At 63.3% G+C, this 16,544-nt stretch carries 17 protein-coding genes; 7 read left to right on the forward strand and 10 right to left on the reverse strand.

What is annotated here, in order from left to right:
- Both ECTPHS_RS10270 and ECTPHS_RS10275 read left to right on the forward strand, forming a co-directional pair.
- On the forward strand, positions 1 to 503 hold a 503-nt coding region (locus ECTPHS_RS10270; RefSeq protein ID WP_008932679.1), incomplete at its 5' end, for an ATP-binding protein.
- A gap of 130 nt (positions 504 to 633) precedes the next feature.
- Entirely contained in the window at positions 634 to 828 is a 195-nt protein-coding gene (locus ECTPHS_RS10275) for a hypothetical protein (protein WP_008932680.1), read from the forward strand.
- Positions 829 to 885: 57 nt separating this feature from the next.
- Here the strand turns inward: ECTPHS_RS10275 and ECTPHS_RS10280 are convergent, their stop codons facing one another.
- Entirely contained in the window at positions 886 to 2,292 is a 1,407-nt protein-coding gene (locus tag ECTPHS_RS10280; protein WP_008932681.1) for a sodium:alanine symporter family protein, read from the reverse strand.
- On the reverse strand, positions 2,267 to 3,304 hold the full coding sequence (locus tag ECTPHS_RS10285) for a hydrolase (protein WP_008932682.1): 1,038 nt from the start codon (positions 3,302 to 3,304) through the stop codon (positions 2,267 to 2,269). The genes ECTPHS_RS10280 and ECTPHS_RS10285 overlap by 26 nt, the downstream gene beginning before the upstream one ends.
- 181 nt (positions 3,305 to 3,485) lie before the next feature.
- On the opposite strand from ECTPHS_RS10285, the gene ECTPHS_RS10290 reads away from it, so the two are divergent.
- Genes ECTPHS_RS10290 through ECTPHS_RS10310 form a run of 5 tightly spaced genes read left to right on the forward strand, consistent with a single transcriptional unit; the run spans position 3,486 to position 10,099 of the window.
- Positions 3,486 to 4,169, forward strand: a complete 684-nt coding sequence (locus ECTPHS_RS10290; protein ID WP_008932683.1) for a class I SAM-dependent methyltransferase — start codon at positions 3,486 to 3,488, stop codon at positions 4,167 to 4,169.
- Positions 4,170 to 4,217: 48 nt separating this feature from the next.
- Complete coding sequence (locus ECTPHS_RS10295; protein ID WP_008932684.1) at positions 4,218 to 5,657, forward strand: circularly permuted type 2 ATP-grasp protein; 1,440 nt, start codon at positions 4,218 to 4,220, stop codon at positions 5,655 to 5,657.
- A gap of 33 nt (positions 5,658 to 5,690) precedes the next feature.
- Entirely contained in the window at positions 5,691 to 6,641 is a 951-nt protein-coding gene (locus ECTPHS_RS10300; protein WP_040405789.1) for an alpha-E domain-containing protein, read from the forward strand.
- Positions 6,642 to 6,665: 24 nt separating this feature from the next.
- A complete protein-coding gene (locus tag ECTPHS_RS10305) occupies positions 6,666 to 9,224 on the forward strand; it encodes a circularly permuted type 2 ATP-grasp protein (RefSeq protein ID WP_008932686.1) in 2,559 nt (852 codons plus the stop codon).
- Positions 9,224 to 10,099, forward strand: coding sequence for a transglutaminase family protein (locus ECTPHS_RS10310; RefSeq protein ID WP_008932687.1), 876 nt, complete (start codon positions 9,224 to 9,226; stop codon positions 10,097 to 10,099). The genes ECTPHS_RS10305 and ECTPHS_RS10310 overlap by 1 nt, the downstream gene beginning before the upstream one ends.
- A 53-nt stretch (positions 10,100 to 10,152) precedes the next feature.
- Here ECTPHS_RS10310 and actP read toward each other — a convergent pair whose 3' ends face one another.
- From actP to ECTPHS_RS10345, 8 genes are all read right to left on the reverse strand, one after another.
- The gene (gene actP, locus ECTPHS_RS10315; protein ID WP_371200100.1) at positions 10,153 to 11,361 is read right to left on the reverse strand and encodes a cation acetate symporter; all 1,209 of its coding nucleotides are present in this window, start codon (positions 11,359 to 11,361) and stop codon (positions 10,153 to 10,155) included.
- The gene (locus ECTPHS_RS15415) at positions 11,258 to 11,779 is read right to left on the reverse strand and encodes an acetate permease (RefSeq protein WP_008932689.1); all 522 of its coding nucleotides are present in this window, start codon (positions 11,777 to 11,779) and stop codon (positions 11,258 to 11,260) included. Before ECTPHS_RS15415 ends, actP begins: the two co-directional genes overlap by 104 nt.
- Positions 11,776 to 12,084: a DUF485 domain-containing protein gene (locus ECTPHS_RS10320; RefSeq protein WP_008932690.1), complete on the reverse strand. Its 309-nt coding sequence runs from the start codon at positions 12,082 to 12,084 to the stop codon at positions 11,776 to 11,778. Before ECTPHS_RS10320 ends, ECTPHS_RS15415 begins: the two co-directional genes overlap by 4 nt.
- A gap of 180 nt (positions 12,085 to 12,264) precedes the next feature.
- Positions 12,265 to 13,071 (reverse strand): proteasome-type protease, encoded by an 807-nt coding sequence (locus ECTPHS_RS10325; RefSeq protein ID WP_008932691.1) that lies wholly within the window; start codon positions 13,069 to 13,071, stop codon positions 12,265 to 12,267.
- A 93-nt stretch (positions 13,072 to 13,164) separates the two neighbouring features.
- On the reverse strand, positions 13,165 to 13,959 hold the full coding sequence (locus ECTPHS_RS10330; RefSeq protein ID WP_008932692.1) for a hypothetical protein: 795 nt from the start codon (positions 13,957 to 13,959) through the stop codon (positions 13,165 to 13,167).
- A gap of 145 nt (positions 13,960 to 14,104) precedes the next feature.
- Positions 14,105 to 14,425 (reverse strand): high-potential iron-sulfur protein, encoded by a 321-nt coding sequence (locus tag ECTPHS_RS10335; protein ID WP_008932693.1) that lies wholly within the window; start codon positions 14,423 to 14,425, stop codon positions 14,105 to 14,107.
- A 301-nt stretch (positions 14,426 to 14,726) separates the two neighbouring features.
- A complete protein-coding gene (locus tag ECTPHS_RS10340) occupies positions 14,727 to 15,296 on the reverse strand; it encodes a DUF3833 domain-containing protein (RefSeq protein ID WP_083838831.1) in 570 nt (189 codons plus the stop codon).
- Between the two features lies 1 nt (position 15,297).
- Positions 15,298 to 16,530 carry a cyclopropane-fatty-acyl-phospholipid synthase family protein gene (locus tag ECTPHS_RS10345; protein WP_008932695.1) on the reverse strand — a complete coding sequence of 411 codons (1,233 nt, stop codon included), beginning with the start codon at positions 16,528 to 16,530 and terminating at the stop codon, positions 15,298 to 15,300.
- Positions 16,531 to 16,544: the final 14 nt, after the last annotated feature.

Genomic DNA, 16,544 nt, shown 5'->3' on the forward strand with positions numbered 1-16,544 from the left:
ACATCACTGGCCCGCTGGATGTCCAGATCAGGGATGCCTGCAAGTTCGTGGAGCGGAACATGCGGGTTTTTGCCACCAAGGCGCCCAATCGGATTGAAATCCCGCAATTTTCCATGAATGCGGTGTTCGAAGCGGTGGTCAACGCTGTTGCTCATCGGGATTACTCCATTTACGGTTCGAAGATCCGTCTGCACCTGTTTTCTGATCGACTGGAAATCTTCTCGCCCGGTGCGATCCCCAATACCATGACCATTGAGAGCATTTCAGAGCGGCAATCGTCACGGAACGAATTGATCAGCTCCTTGCTGGCTCGTTGTCCGATGAATGTGGATGCCATCGGCAGTCAGCGGAACTTCATCATGGATAAGCGCGGTGAGGGGGTACCGATCATCATCACCGAAAGCGAGAAACTGTCGGGTAGAAAGCCGGTATACAGGCTCCTTGATGATGCCGAACTGATGCTGACAATTTTTGCCGCACAATCGCCCCATGGCGAGGACTGAACCACGCACGGATGCATCAGGGCCGGACGGAAAACCTCGATGACCGCACCGGACCCTGCGTCAGCGCAAGGATGCCCGGGGCCGGATCTGCTAGGGTGGCGGGCGCCATCGGAACAAGAGGGTCTATGTCGTGCGTATCGGTATTGGAATCCTGGTCTTTCTCGCCGGCCTGGCCGGCATCTTCTACGCCCTGCCCAGGGTACCCCCGGAGCTGGGCATGTTCGGGGTGCTGTGGCAGCTGTCTCCCTACCTGGGGGTCATGATCGTGGGCTTGGGCATCTTTGCCTACGGCCGCAGCGAGGACGCCCCCATCGAGCGTCAGTAAGGATAAAAACCCCTCTCCCCAAGGGGGAGAGGGGTGAAGGGCAGGGGGCTTGCGGCTTCAGCCGGGGCCTTCCTTCTCGCCCTGCCCGTTCTCTTTCTCCTTGCGCATTTCCTCCTTCTGCTCCTTGAGGTATTGCACCTTCTCCTTGGCAAGCACTCCCGCCAGCAGGAGGAGGGCGATCAGGTTGGGCGCCGCCATCAGGCCGTTGAGGGTGTCCGAGATATCCCAGACCGTGGTCAGGCCTCCGATGGCACCTAGATACAGCACCCCTATGAAAATGATGCGGTAAGGCAGGATGACCCGTTTGCCAAAGGCGTATTCCCAGCTCTTTTCCCCGTAGAAGTTCCAGGTCAGCATGGTGGTGTAGGAAAACAGCACGATGGCGCACAGCACCACCCAGCCACCCAGGCCGGGCAGGCCCAGGGAGAACGCGCTGGTGGTGAGTTCGGCCCCGGTCTGGCCGGTCTGTATCACCCCGGTCACCAGGATCACCAGGGCGGTCATGGTGCAGATCACCAGGGTGTCGATGAATACTTCCCACATGCCCCACAGGCCCTGGGCAAAGGGCTTGTTGCGGGCCTGGGCGTGGACGATGGAAGCGGAGCCCAGACCGGCCTCGTTGGAAAAGATGCCGCGGGCAATGCCGTAGCGGATGGCGCCGGCCACCGTGGCGCCGGCAAAACCACCGATGGCCGAGGCTGGGGTGAAGGCGCCGCTGATGATCTGTGCGAAGGCACCGGGGATCTGGTCGTAATAGCTGATCAGGATGCCGACGGCGCCGATCACATAGATCAGGGCCATCGTGGGCACGATGCGCTCCGCGGTCACCGCGATGCGCTTGATACCCCCCAGGGTGACGGCGCCCACCAGAAGCATGACGCCGATGCCGGTGACCCAGTTGGGGATGCCCAGTCCGGTTTCCATGGCATGGGCCATCGTGTTGGCCTGTACCATGTTGCCGATGCCGAAGGCGGCCAGTCCCGCCAGGATGGCGTAGACCATGGCCAGCCATTTCCAGCGTTTGCCCAGGCCGTTCTCGATGTAATAGAAGACGCCGCCGGAGACCCGGCCGTCATCGTCCACGCGTCGATATTTCAGGCCCAGCGTGGCCTCGGCCAGCTTGGTGGCCATGCCCACCAGGGCCACCATCCACATCCAGAAGACGGCCCCCGGCCCCCCGAGGGCGATGGCGGTGGCCACGCCGGCGATGTTGCCGACGCCGATGGTGGCCGCCATGGCCGAGGACACGGCCTGGAACGGGGTGATGGCGCCCTTGTTCTGGTCGGATTTTCTACGGAACAGGGTGGCAAAGGTGCGTTGCCAGGCAAAACGCAGATGGGTGAACTGGAAAAAACCCAGGCGGAAGGTGAGATAGAGACCGGTGCCCACCAGCAGAATCATGAAGGGAGGGCCCCAGACGATCCCATTGAGCCAATTGTTAAAGTCGATCAAGGTTTGAAGCATCAATTGTTCTCCTTGTGGGGCCTCGGGGTGTTAATGTTGTAACGCCGTTCTGATCCTGCGTGCTCGAAAAGATGTCTCCAAGCCACTCTCCAATCCGTCGCTCCGGCCAGTAACGTCCCACGCCTTCGACGAAACCCACATGCCCGCCGGCCCGGCTCAGTTCCAGGCGGATGTTCGGGGACAGTTCATCGGGGGTGGGAACCGTCTCCGGTGTCATGAACGGATCATCACGGGCATGCAGGATCAGGGTCGGGCACCGGATGCCGCGCAGATAGGGTCGGGAACTGCAGCGGGTGTAGTAATCATCCACGTCGGCGAAGCCGTGCAGGGGGGCGGTGACGGCATCGTCGAACTCCCGGAAAGTCCTCAGTCGGGGCAGGGCGGCGCAGTCCAGGGGCATGGGCATGAGCCGGCACTTTCTCAGGGCCGAGCGCTTCAGTCGCCCCACCAGATACCATTGATAAAATCGGGACAGGCCCTGCTCCATGCGTCGCGCCGAGCGATCCAGGTCGAAGGGAACGGAGATGGCGGCGGCGGCGGCCAGCGGGTTGTCCGGGCCGGTTTCCCCCAGCCACTTGAGCAGGGCATTGCCGCCCAGGGAGACGCCGATGGCGGCCACCGGCCGTGTCGGTTCCTGCCGCAGCAGATGATCCACCAGCCAGGCCATGTCTCCCGTGTCACCGGCAAAATAGCTGCGGGGCAGACGATTGGGTTCGCCGCTGCAGCCCCTGAAGTGCATGGTCAGGGCCTGAAATCCCTGGTCGTGCAGCCGTCGCATGAGTCCCCCGGCGTAGGGGGAACGACTCGAACCTTCCAGTCCGTGAAACAGGATCACCCGGGGGCCGGGCTGTTCCGGGGCCCAGTCAAGATCGATGAAGTCACCATCGGGCAGTTCCAGGCGTTGCCGTCGCAGCGGGATCGCCGGCCGCCGCCGCATCAGGGTGGGGGCCAGGGTCTGTAGATGGGCGCCCGGCAACCACCAGGCGGGGCAAAAGTCACCATCAATCAGCATCGTTCCGGAATCCTTGGCAGGTGTCACATGGGATCAACAGCGCCATGTTACTCCTTTGCATCGTCTCCTCTCATCTCCGGGCTTCCCAACACCAACGGGGAACGGATACATAGTATCCTGACTTGAATCCACCGCCTTGACTCGTTAAAACAGGCTAACACTCCAAAAGTGATCAGACCCCATGGACCTCTCCTCGATCCGCAGTGCCTACAGACGCTATGCTCGCTACTACGACCGGGTATTCGGGCCGATTTTCGCCGGGGGCCGGCGCATGGCCGTGCATCTGGTCAACAATGGCCCCGGTCAACGCATTCTGGAAGTGGGCGTCGGCACCGGTCTGTCGTTGCCGGAATATCGCCAGGATGCCCGTGTGGTCGGCATCGACATCAGTCCCGATATGCTGCAGCTGGCCCGGGAACGGGCCCGGGACGGGGCGCTGCCCCAGGTGGAGGCCTTGTTGGAGATGGACGCGGAGGCGCTGGCGTTTCCGGACAACAGCTTTGACGGGGTGGTGGCCATGTACGTGGCCTCGGTGGTGCCCAATCCGGACAAACTGATGGCGGAGATGCGGCGGGTCTGTGTGCCCGGCGGGGATGTGGTGGTGATCAACCATTTTGCCTCCCGCCATCCCTTCCTGCGGCGGCTGGAGCAGATGTTGCGTCCGCTGTCCCGCCTCATGGGTTTTCGTCCCGACATGGAACTGGACAGCCTGCCGGAGTGGCCGGATCTACATCGCGTGGCGGTCCACAAGACCAACCTGTTCGGTTACTGGAAGCTGGTCCATTACCGCAGCAGCGATGCGCCGGTGCCGTTGCAGGGCGGGGAGACGGTCGCGGTCAAGGCCGCCGCCGACCAACCCGGCTGAAGCACGCCCGTCACCAGCGGGTCCCATTCTGGAACCACGGAACACCCCATGACCATCGACTGGAAGTCCTACGACCCGGCCGGATTCTATGATGAACTCATCGCCGCCCCGGGTCAGGCCCGCGAGGCCGCGCTCACCCTGACCAATTATCTGCGCTCCCTGAGCGATGAAGAGCTGCACGAACGCAAGGCGGCGGCCGAGCACGCCATTGTGGAAATGGGGATTACCTTCACGGTCTACACCGAAGGCGGCAATATCGACCGGGCCTGGCCCTTCGACATCATCCCCCGCCACGAATGGGCCCGGGTGGAAGCGGGCCTGGCTCAACGCCTCACCGCCCTGAACCTGTTCATCAACGATCTCTACAACGAACAGCGCATCATCAAGGACAAGGTCTTCCCCAAGTCGATCCTGGCCAAGTCCAAAAACTTTCGCGAGCAGTGCATCGGCATCCAGCCCACCCATGGTGTCTGGGCCCATATCTGCGGTTCCGACCTGGTGCGGGATGCCGACGGCACCTTCTACGTGCTGGAGGACAACCTGCGGGTACCGTCGGGGGTGTCCTACATGCTGGAAAACCGTCAGGTCACCAAGCGGGTCTTTCCCGAGTTGTTCGACAACTACAGCATCCGCCCGGTGGATGAGTACCCCTCCCAGCTCTTCGACATGCTGGCGGCCCTCTCACCGCGCCCGCTGGATTATCCGGAGGTGGTGGTGCTGACGCCGGGCATCTACAACTCCGCCTATTTTGAGCATGCCTATCTGGCCCAGCGCATGGGGGCGGAACTGGTGGAGGGATCCGACCTGATGGTGGGGGATGATGACTGTGTCTACATGCGCACGGTGGCGGGCCTGGAGCGGGTGGACGTGATCTATCGTCGGATCGATGACCTGTTTCTGGACCCGGAGGCCTTCAATCCCGATTCCATGCTGGGGGTGAGGGGGCTGATGCGGGCCTGGCGCAAGGGCAACGTGGCCCTGGTGAACGCCCCCGGTGCCGGCGTGGCGGACGACAAGGTGGTCTATGCCTTCGTGCCCAAGATGATCCGCTACTATCTGGATCAGGACCCGATCATTCCCAACGTGCCCACCCATCTGTGCATGGACCCCAAGGAGCGGGAGTACGTGCTGGCCAACCTGGAGCATCTGGTGGTCAAGCCCGCCAATGAGTCCGGTGGCTACGGCATGATCGTCGGTCCCCATGCCACCCGCAAGCAGCGCCAGGAGTTCGCCGAGCTGATCCGCAAGGACCCGCGCAACTACATCGCCCAGCCGACCCTGAAGCTCTCTACCTCGCCCACCCTGTGCGATGGCCGGCTCGAACCCCGGCATCTGGACCTGCGTCCCTTCATCCTGCAGGGGGTGCGCACCGATGTGACTGCCGGCGGTCTGACCCGGGTGGCCCTGCGCAAGGGCTCCCTGGTGGTCAACTCCTCCCAGGGCGGGGGGAGCAAGGACACCTGGATCGTGGATACGGACACGGATTGAACCCGCTTCTTACCAACTTGCAGGCCTGACACCATGCTTTCACGTGTTGCCGAACGTCTTTACTGGATGGCCCGTTACATCGAGCGGGCGGAGAATACCGCGCGCATGGTCACGGCCTTCAATCATCTGGCCCTGGACATGCCGCGCAGCGTGCGCCTGTCCTGGCGGGGCATGGTGTCCATCACCGGCAATGAATCGATCTACGAGAAGAATTACCGCAAGTACGACGAGCGCAACGTGGTGAAGTTCCTGCTGGCGGACGACGATAACCCGGGGTCCATTCTCAATGCCCTGCGGGCGGCCCGGGAAAACGTGCGCACCACCCGGGATCTGGTCCCCAGCGAGGTCTGGGAGACGGTGAACGAGCTGTATCATCACGCCGACTCCGCCCTGGACACGGGGATGAGCAAACGGGGACGTTATCAATATCTGGTCAAGGTGATCAGCCACTGCCAGCAGCTGACCGGCATGCTGGCGGGCACCATGAGCCATGACGCCGCCTATGACTTCATCCGCGCTGGCCGCAATCTGGAGCGGGCGGACATGACCACCCGCCTGCTGGATGTGGGCGCCATGGGGCTTTTGAGCAATGATCCCCAGGACGAGGCCGCCATGGCCCAGTTCGAGAGCCTGTTGTGGGTGAACATCCTCAAGTCCCTCAGCGCCTTCCAGATGTATCGCCAGCATGTGCGGCGACGTGTGAACGGCGAGGATGTGCTTAAATACATCTTCCAGGACCGTGAGTTTCCCCGTGCCGTGGCCCATGCCCTGGGCGAGGTGGAAATCAGCCTGACCAACCTGCCTCGCAACGAGACGCCGTTGCGACTGGCGATTCAGGTCCGGCGTCATGTGATGGAAGCCAATGTGGACAAGCTCCTGGAGGCGGATGAGCTGCACCGCTTCATCGACCAGCTGCAGCAGGAGATGAACGAATTGCACGACATGATCGCCGACACCTGGTTCAGCCTGGACAGGGCTGCCTGACCGGGCCTTCGCCCGGCCCGTCTCATGTCCACCCCCACGCCCCTGTCGCTGCTGGCCCCGGAATATGCCCTGTCCGGGAACCGTTTTGACGAACTGCTCACCCCCGAGGGTGTCCTGCGTCCGCAATGGGAGCCGATCATGGGGGCGCTGGTGCAGTTGGGGCCGGAGGGGCTGGCGGAACGGGCTGCGGATATCGGGCGTCTGCTGCGAGAGAGCGGGGTCACTTACAACGTTTATTCCGATCCCCGGGGGGCGGAGCGGCCCTGGCCCCTGGACCCGGTGCCCATGGTGCTGGAGAGCAAGGAATGGGCCGTCATCGAGACCGGCCTGATCCAGCGGGCGGAACTCCTGAACCTGATCCTCAAGGATCTCTATGGTCCCCGGGAACTGATCCGCAAGGGGTTGCTGCCCCTGGACCTGATCTACGGCTATCCGGGATTCCTGCGTCCCTGCGTCGGCAGCCTGCCCGCCATCCCCAACCCCCTGGCCCTGTACGCGGCCGATCTGGTTCGCCGTCCCGACGGGCATTTCGTGGTCCTGGGAGATCGCACCCAGGCCCCTTCCGGGGCAGGGTACGCCCTGGAGAACCGGGTGATTCTGTCCCGGGTATTCCCCAGCCTGTACCGGGATGCCCAGGCCCATCGGCTCACCCGGTTTTTCCAGACCCTGCGCCGCACCCTGGCCACCCTGCGCGCACCGGCCATGGGACAGAATGAACCGCGGGTGGTGCTGCTCTCCCCCGGCCCCCTCAACGAGACCTGGTTCGAGCATGTGTACCTGGCCGGCTACCTGGGATACACCCTGGTACAGGGGCAGGATCTGGTGGTTTCCGAGGGACGGGTCTGGTTGCGTTCCCTGAACGGCCCCGAGCCGGTGGACGTGATCCTGCGACGGGTGGATGACGGCTTCTGCGACCCGCTGGAACTGCGCCAGGATTCCTGGCTGGGGGTGGCGGGCCTGCTGGAAGTGGCGCGACAGGGCAGGGTAGCCATCGTCAATCCCCTGGGCAGTGGCGTACTGGAATGTCCCGCCCTGTCCGCCTATCTGCCCGCCATTGCCCGCCACCTGTTGGGGCAGGATCTGATCCTGTCGACGGTGGAGACCTGGTGGTGCGGTGATCCCCGGCAACGGGATCATGTCCTGTCCCGGCTGGAACGGTTGGTGATCCGTGATCTGGAACCGGGTCGCAGCAGCGCCGTGTTCGGTGATGCGCTGTCCCGACCGGAACGGGAATCCCTGGAAGCGCGCATCCGCGCCAACCCCGGCGGCTTTGTAGCCCAGGAGCGTCTGGAACTGTCCACCCTGCCGGCCTTCGGCCCCGAGGGCGACCTGGAGCCCCGTCGGGGTTGGTTGCGAACCTATCTGTGTGCCCGGGACGGTGATTACGTGGTGATGCCCGGCGGCCTGTCCCGAGTGGCCGGCGCCAGGGATGCTGCCTGGGTCTCGAATCAGGCGAGCGGGGTGAGCAAGGATACCTGGGTGCTGGCCTCCGAGGCCGAGCCGTCACCGGCCCTGATGGGGGCCATGCCCATGGTGGGTGGACTGGGTACCCCGGTATCGTTGTCGGGACGGGTGGCGGAAAACCTGTTCTGGATGGGGCGCTACGCGGAGCGGGCGGAGGGTACCCTGCGACTCATGCTGGTGGTGCTGATGCGCCGTCGCCTGGTGAGGGAATCCGGCGGGAGTGGTGCCTGGGATGCCACCCTGCGTACCCTGCTGCGGGCACTGACCCACCTGACGGCCACTTATCCCGGCTTTGTCCTGGAAGGGGCGGAGACCGCCCTGACCGATCCGGCGCCGGAGTTGCTGGCACTGATCCTGGACCGTGAACGCATCGGGAGCCTGAGCTTCACCCTGCAGTCCTTGCTGCGGGCCGGACATGAACTCAGGGATCGCATCTCCGGTGATAGCTGGCGGGTCATCTCGGCCCTGCGGGAGCGCAGCAACGCCCTGGGGCAGTGGCAACCCCGGGACCCGGAACATCTGGTGCGCCACCTGGATGAACTCATCACCCACCTGCTGGCCATGTCCGGCCTGGCCCAGGAGAGCACGCCCCGGCACCTGAACTGGGTTTTCCTGGATGCCGGACGCCGCCTGGAGCGGGGCCTGATGCTGGCCGGCCTGCTGCGGGCCACCCTGGTGCGCCCTTGCGCCCCGGAGGACGAGCCGGCCTTGCTGGAAGCGGTCCTGAACTATGCCGAGAACACCGCCGCCGATCCCCACGCCCTGCGTCCCGAGGCCCTGCTGGACAGTCTGCTGCTCGATGAACGCAATCCGCGTTCCCTGGGGTTCCAGCTGGCCGCCCTGGAGTGCCATGGCGCCGCCATGCCCCGGACCGAGCGGGATGAGCGCCTGACCCCGGCGGAGCGTCTGATCCTGGAGGCGCGCAATGAACTGCGTCGCCTGCATCTGCGTGAACTGGCCCTGCCGGACACGGAAGGTCATCGCCAGGCCCTGGATCAGTGTCTGGCGCGCCAGCAGCACTTGCTCGGCAGCGCCTCCGATGCCCTGAGCCGATCCTATTTTGATTTCACCCGCAGCCAGCATCTGCTGGTTTCCAATCTGCCCGAGCCGGGGATTTGATGAATTACCGCATCCGGCACGTCACCCGCTACCGCTATCCCAGTCCCGTGGGTCTGTGCCACAACGAGCTTCACCTGGCACCGAGGGATACGGCGACCCAGTCCCTGCAATCGCTGACCCTGCAGGTGAGCCCATTGCCGGGCTACCAGGGGGAGCGGGTGGATTTTTTCGGCAACCGGGTCCATCACTTCAGTATCCAGCAGAGCCACCGGGAACTGGAAATTACTGCCTGCAGTCGGGTGATCCTGCAGTCGCTCGGAACCCAGCCCCAAGGCCTGCAACCCTGGGAAACGGTGCGCGACCAACTGATGCAGGCCGATGGGCCGGAGGTTCTCGATGCCCGTCAGTACGTCCTGCCCTCGCCCCGGGTGCCCCTGTTGCCGGCCCTGCAAGACTATGCCGCCCATTCCATGACGCCGGGACGACCCTTGCGGGAAGCGGTGGAGGATCTGATGGGACGGATTTTCCAGGAGTTCGAGTATCGGCCGGGATTCACTTCCGTGAGTACGGAACTGCCCGTGGTGATGGCTCATCGCTGCGGTGTCTGCCAGGACTTTGCCCATCTGGCCCTGGGCTGTCTGCGCAGCCATGGGCTGGCGGCACGCTATGTCAGCGGCTATCTGGAAACCCTGCCGCCGCCGGGACAGGAAAAGCTGGAAGGGGCTGATGCCTCCCATGCCTGGTTTTCCGTCTACATACCGGGCGAGGGCTGGCTGGATCTGGATCCCACCAACAACCTGATTCCCATGGACCGGCACATCACCCTGGCCTGGGGACGGGACTACACGGATGTGACCCCGGTCAAGGGGGTGCTGTTCGGGGGCGGAGACTCCCACGATCTGGAGGTCCAGGTGGACGTGGCGCGGGAAGGGTAGACGGGCATAAAAAAGCCCTTCTCCCGAAGGAGAAGGGCTTGGCGATGACGCCCTTAGTGCTGCGAGGCCTTGTCGATGCCGATACCCGTCTGGGCACGGATGTACTGAGCTTCGAACAGCTGCTTGTCTACCGCTGCCCGCTTGGACTTGTCCATCAGGGAGAAGACCCAGATGCCGACAAAGGCAATGGTCACGGTGAACAGCGCCGGGTTGCTGTAGGGCACGATGGCCTGTTCATTGCCCAGCACCTGCACCCACACGTTCGGACCCAGAACCACCATCACCACCGCCGAGATCAGGCCCAGGGTACCACCCAGGACCGCGCCCAGGGTGGTCATGCCGCCCCAGTACATGGACATGATCAGCACCGGGAAGGTGGTGGAGGCGGCAATGGTGAAGGCCAGGCCCACCAGGAAGGCGATATTCTGGCTCTGGAAGGTGATTCCCAGCAGTACCGCGATCACCCCCAGCACCAGGGTGGCCACACGGGACACCCGCATTTCCTGCTGACTCGTGGCCTTCTTGTTGATCACGTTGGCGTACAGGTCATGGGAGATGGCAGAGGCACCCGCCAGGGTCAGGCCGGCCACCACCGCCAGGATGGTGGCGAAGGCCACGGCGGAGATGAAGCCCAGGAACAGGTCGCCGCCCAGGGCATGGGACAGGTGGACCGCCGGCATGTTGGAACCACCCAGCATGTTGCCGGCTTCATCGAAGTAGGCCGGGTTGCCCATCACGAAGGCGATGGCGCCCATGCCGATGATGAAGGTCAGCACATAGAAATAGCCGATGAAGCCGGTGGCATAGAACACGGACTTGCGGGCTTCCTTGGCGCTGGGCACGGTGAAGAAGCGCATCAGGATGTGCGGCAGACCGGCGGTACCGAACATCAGGGCGATCCCCAGGGAGATGGCGGAGATCGGGTCATTCACCAGGCCACCCACATTGAAGATGCTTTCACCCTTCTGATGGGTGTCGGCCGCGGTGCGGAACAGGGTTTCCAGACTGAAGTCGGACAGATACAGGGCCATCACCGCAATGAAGGTGGCACCGGAGAGCAGCAGCACTGCCTTGATGATCTGCACCCAGGTGGTGGCCAGCATGCCGCCGAAGGTCACGTAGGCGATGATCAGCATGCCCACGATGACCACGGCCACTTCAAAGCGCAGGCCGAACAGGGTCTGGATCAGGGCGCCCGCGCCCACCATCTGGGCGATCAGGTAGAGCAGGACGATGGTGATGCCGGCAAAGGCCGAGAACACCCGGATCGGGGTGCGCTGGAAGCGGAAGGACACCACGTCGGAAAAGGTGAACCAGGTTGCGCAGGCGTTCGGACATGATGAACATGATCACCGGCCAGCCCACCAAGAAGCCGATGGAGTAGATCAGGCCATCGAAGCCGGAGGTATAGACCAGCGCGGTGATCCCCAGGAAGGACGCCGCGGACATGTAGTCACCGGCGATGGCCAGGCCGTTCTGGAAACCGGTGATGCCGCCACCGGCGGTGTAGAAGTCGGAGGCGGTCTTGGTGCGCCGGGCCGCCCAGTAGGTGACGCCCATGGTGGCGACCACGAAGACCAGGAACATGATGGTGGAGGCATAGCTGATGCCTTCACCCGCATAGGCGTTGGCCGACGCCATCAGCAGGGCGGCTGCCGTCAGAGCAATGAGAATCTTCATCGTGCCAGCTCCCTCACCTTGTCACTCAGCTTGTCGAACTCGGTGTTGGCCTTGTAGACGTAGATGCCGGTCAGCAGGAAGGCAAACACGATGATGCCCACGCCCATGGGAACACCCAGGGTGATGATGCTGTCGCCGAAGGGGCGGATGGACAGCACGGAGGGTGCGAAGGCCACCAGCATGATGAAGGCGTAGTACACCAGCAGCATGAGCGCGATCAGTCCCCAGGCCAGCCTTGCCCGTTTCTTGACGAGCGTCTGGAAATCGGGATCCGCCTTGATACGATCGATCGTACTTTGGTCCATGGACCTCCCCTCTATCAGGTTGGTTTTGGTTATGATCAAATAACTTTTTGTTGCACCGCAAAAAGTCTGTTGCGCAGTTTACCCACATGCGACTGAACATGGAAAAAAAATGCGGAAATTGGAGACAATGTCCGCAGAAAACAGGGATGCCGGTGGCGTGGACAGGGGGGAGAGGCTGACTCAGCCCTTTTTGACCGTCTTTTTGGCGGCTTTGCGCAACGTGGTGATTTGCGTGCTGCGACGTTTTTGGCCACGGGTGCTTTCCCAATCGAAACGGGGCAGATCCTGAAAGGCCCGCCGGATATTGTCGTCCCAGGCCCGTTTGAGATCCATCAGATAATCATCGTCCGCATCCAGGCAGAGGTAGTGTTCGAAGGCCAGGGTGTCCCTTTCGTAGACGATCACCTCGATCGGCGGGCCCACGGTCACGTTGGAACGCATGGTCGAGTCGATGGATACCAGGGCGCAGCGGGCCGCGTCTCCCAGCGAGGTTTCCCGCGCGACGATGCGGTCCAGGATGGGCTTGCCGTACTTGCTTTCACCGATCTGCAGGAAACGGGTATGGCTTGAGGTGGTGATGAAGTTGCCCTGGGGATAGATGAGATAGATTTCCGGCGCCTGCCGGCCGATCTGCCCTCCCAGGATGAAGGAGGCATCGGCGCTGAAGCCGGCCTTGGTCAGGGTGTCCTCATGCTTTTCCCGTTCTTCCCGGTTGATGCGTCCCAGGTAGGCGGCCGCGTCGGACAACCCCCGCACGGAATGCAGGCTCTCCTCGGCCTCGTCCTCGATATCTCGCTTGATTCGGGCGAGGACGGCCTGGGAGGTGGCCAGATTGCCCGCGGTCAGCAGTACGAAGACGCGTTCCTTCTCCAGTTCGAAGGTGTGCATCTTGCTGTACATGGCCACCTGATCCGCACCCGCGTTGGTGCGCGAATCGGAAGCGAGTACCAGTCCGTCGTCAAGGGTGATGGCAAGGCAATAGGTCATGAAGGGAGGGAGTCCGGCTCAAGCGTCGTAGGCATAGTAGGCGTGGGGGAAACGGGCGTCAATCACGCCGGTCTCGGGCCGGGAGCAGGGGAGTCAATCGTGGATGACGTCCACCCGCACGAATAACGGCATGTCCTGCCAGTTCTGCTGTCGTCGGGTACCGCTGACGCGGGCGGCGTCTTCCCTACGGCTGGTGCCGGCATGGGTCAGGGGTATCCATTCACCCACCGGGCCGGAAAGTGTGCTTTCGTTGGACTGCAGATCCAGGCGCCCCCCGCCGGCCGGACTTTCCCGCTCGTACACCGTGCGGATGTCCAGGTGTACCCGGTCGCCGGACAGCAGGCGGGGACGCACCAGGAAGCCGCGTCCCAGGTCCCGGTACTCCACGGAAGACTCCAGGGCAAAGCCGCCCGGTACGGGAACCAGGCGCCGGCTGCCCACGGGGATGGATTCGCCGCTGCGAATGAAGGCGGCATGGCCTTCCAGGACCCTCAGGGTTTGATGCTCCACGCCACGGTCGGTGGTGGTATGGCGGGCGATGGGGGCGGACTCGGGCATCGTCGGCAGTGCCGGGGCGGCATCCTGGTTTGCGTTTCCCCTGCGCACGCTGATGTACAGATTGCGTGGCGGGGTGTCCAGGTCGGCGATGACTCGCCGGATTTCCGCCAGGGTCTGGGTACGGGTGCGGACGATGAGCGTGAAGCCGCTGCCGGTGATGACATCGCGGGGACCCAGCAGGGGTTCGATGAGGGGCAGAATCTCTTCGGCGGGGCGATGTTCCAGGGTGATGACCTGGGCAGTGGGCACGGCGGCTCCGGCGATCCCGGGCAGGAGCAGGATCAGCGTCAGGATCAGGGCCTTGCTCAGTCCGGCGCAGGGTGATGTCACGGGCGGATCTCCCCAAGGGTCATGACCATTACGACTGTACCGGACGGGGAAGATTCCCCGCAAACGAGAAGACCCGCGCGAGGCGGGTCTTCTCCGGGTGGCGGCCCGAAAGGGCCGCCTGCAACCGTCAGCGGTCGTGGCGGGATCAGCCGCGAGCCACGTAGGCGGTGCACCAGCCGTTGGCGGCTACCAGCTTGTTGGGGAACACGGCGCAGCCGCCCCACTCGGTGGCGCTGGGGTCGGTGTACAGCAGGCAGTTGATGCACTTCTGACCCGCGGCGTGGGAGGGGTGGTCCACGCTGGCGCCGTCATGCTTGTAGTTCAGGGCCAGGGCCTCGGGGGAGTTCTCATCCAGGCGCTCGGCGGCCACGGCGGTGCTGATGCCCATGCTCACGACGGGGATGGCGGCCAGGCCGGCGGCACCGAACTTCAGGAAGCTTCTGCGGCTGAGGTCTTGCTTCTTCATTATGGTCTTCTCCTAACGTCTCGCGATATTTACATCATGGGGCGCAGCCGCGGGTACATGGCCCGATCCTGGTCTGTGCCTCAGGAGGTGGCGGAAATCGGTCCGCCACTGAAGATCCCGACAAGAATGTGTGTCGCCATTCCTGATGGGCTTACAAATATAACGGAATATGACGGCCGGTAGTATCCAACATTGTGATGCCAAGGGCTAGTCCGGAAGCTTGGTGTGTGTCAAAAAAAACGTGGATGTGCCGGATCGGTCATTCCCGCGAAAGCGGGAGCGACGGCACGGTTTTTCCATTTCATGCAGGCTCCGGTTCCCTGTCCTGCTTTTGGAAGAACAGCGTCACTTCCCCCAGGCGGATGCCGAACTTGCTCATCACGGCCCGGTTCACCAGCACCCCGTCCTCGTGCATGAACATCCAGTCATCGAAATTGACCTTCACCACCCGGGTACCGATGGGCAGGTTCAGCACGTAACGGAAGTTGAAGGCCTGACCGTAAAGCTTGCCCACGGCCACCCCGTCCACATCGGCGGCACGGCCTTCGTAGGTGTGTTCGTCGAGGCGTCTCAGGCGCCAGACCCGTCGGTCCTCTTCACCGTCCAGGTAGACGAAATCCTCTTCCAGCACCAGTTCGCCGTCTTCCACGTATCCCCGGATATCCACCGTGAACTGGCGCCTGACCTTGCCGAAACGATCCTGGAACAGTCCCCAGGCCCGCACGTCGCCGGTGAAATAGGCCTCCAGATCCAGGGCCGGTGTGGTGTTCGCATAGTCTTCGGGTTTCATGCCGCACCCCGTCAGTGTCAGAAGGAGAACAAGAAGGGCGGATGCCCATCCGTATCGGGACGCAAGACCTTGCGGCGCCATGTCATGGGGCCTCCAGCACGGCGTGCATCAGGTCCGTGTTGCGGGAGCGGAATCCTGCTTCGCAATAGGCCAGATAGAAACGCCAGGTGCGCAGGAATCGCTGGTCATAACCGCCCAGACTCAGGATGGCCGGTGCCTGCTCGCACACCCGCTGGTACCAGTGGTGCAGGGTGTCCGCATAGTCCTGGCCGAAGAAGGCGGTTTCCCTGATCTTCAACCCCGCCTCGGTGGCGTGTTGTTCGAAGGCCGGTACCGAGGGCAGCATGCCTCCCGGGAAGATGTAGAGCTGAATGAAGTCCGCATGGGTGCGGTAGTAGTCAAAGGCCTTGACGTCGATGGTGATGACCTGAACGGCGGCACGGCCGCCGGGACGCAGGCATTGCCGCACAGTCTGGAACCAGGTGGGCCACCACCGTTCTCCCACGGCCTCGAACATCTCGATGGAGACCACGTGGTCGAACTGCTCTTTCAGGTCGCGGTAGTCCTGCAGTCGCAGTTCCACCCGATCCGACAGTCCGGCGGCCTCGATGCGTCGGCGGGCGTAGTCCAGTTGTTCCTGGGACAGGGTAATGCCGGTCACCCGGTAGCCCTGGCGGGCCGCGTGTTCGGCAAAACCGCCCCAGCCGCAACCGATCTCCAGGATATGCGCACCGGGCGCGGCCTCCAGGCGTTCCAGCAGCCGGGCATACTTGCGTGTCTGTGCCGTCTCCAGGGATTCCTCCGGCGGCTCGAACACGGCCGCGGAGTAGGTCATGGTGGGGTCCAGCCATAGCTGGTAGAAGTCGTTGCCCAGATCATAGTGAAAGGCGATGTTGCGGCGACTGCCGGGACGGCTGTTGCCCCGCAGACGATGGCGCAGATTGTCCCACAGGTGGGCCGGTCTTGAGCCGTTCACCAGTTGGGGAATGTGGGGTTGATTCACCGCCCCCATGTTGAGCAGGGCAGGCAGATCGGGACTATCCCAGTCGCCCACCATGTAGCCTTCACCGAATCCCACCAGTCCCCGGGTGAGCAGGCGTCGTATCAGCGCGAAGGGGCGGTGGATGCGGATTTCTCCGCTGCCGCCGGGATGCCGGCCCTCGATGGTCCAGCGATGGCCGTCCGGCGTCTCGATGGTGAGATCCCCCTGATGCAGGTGCCGAAGATGGCGCAGCAGCAGACGCAGGGCCAGGGACGGGGCGCGGGAGGCGAGGGTGCTGGTGCTGCCTTGGGTGGGGGTCTGTTCCAGGGACATCAGTGTTTCTCCTC

Origin of the sequence: Ectothiorhodospira sp. PHS-1 (genome assembly GCF_000225005.1) — a bacterium.
Classification (GTDB): domain Bacteria; phylum Pseudomonadota; class Gammaproteobacteria; order Ectothiorhodospirales; family Ectothiorhodospiraceae; genus Ectothiorhodospira.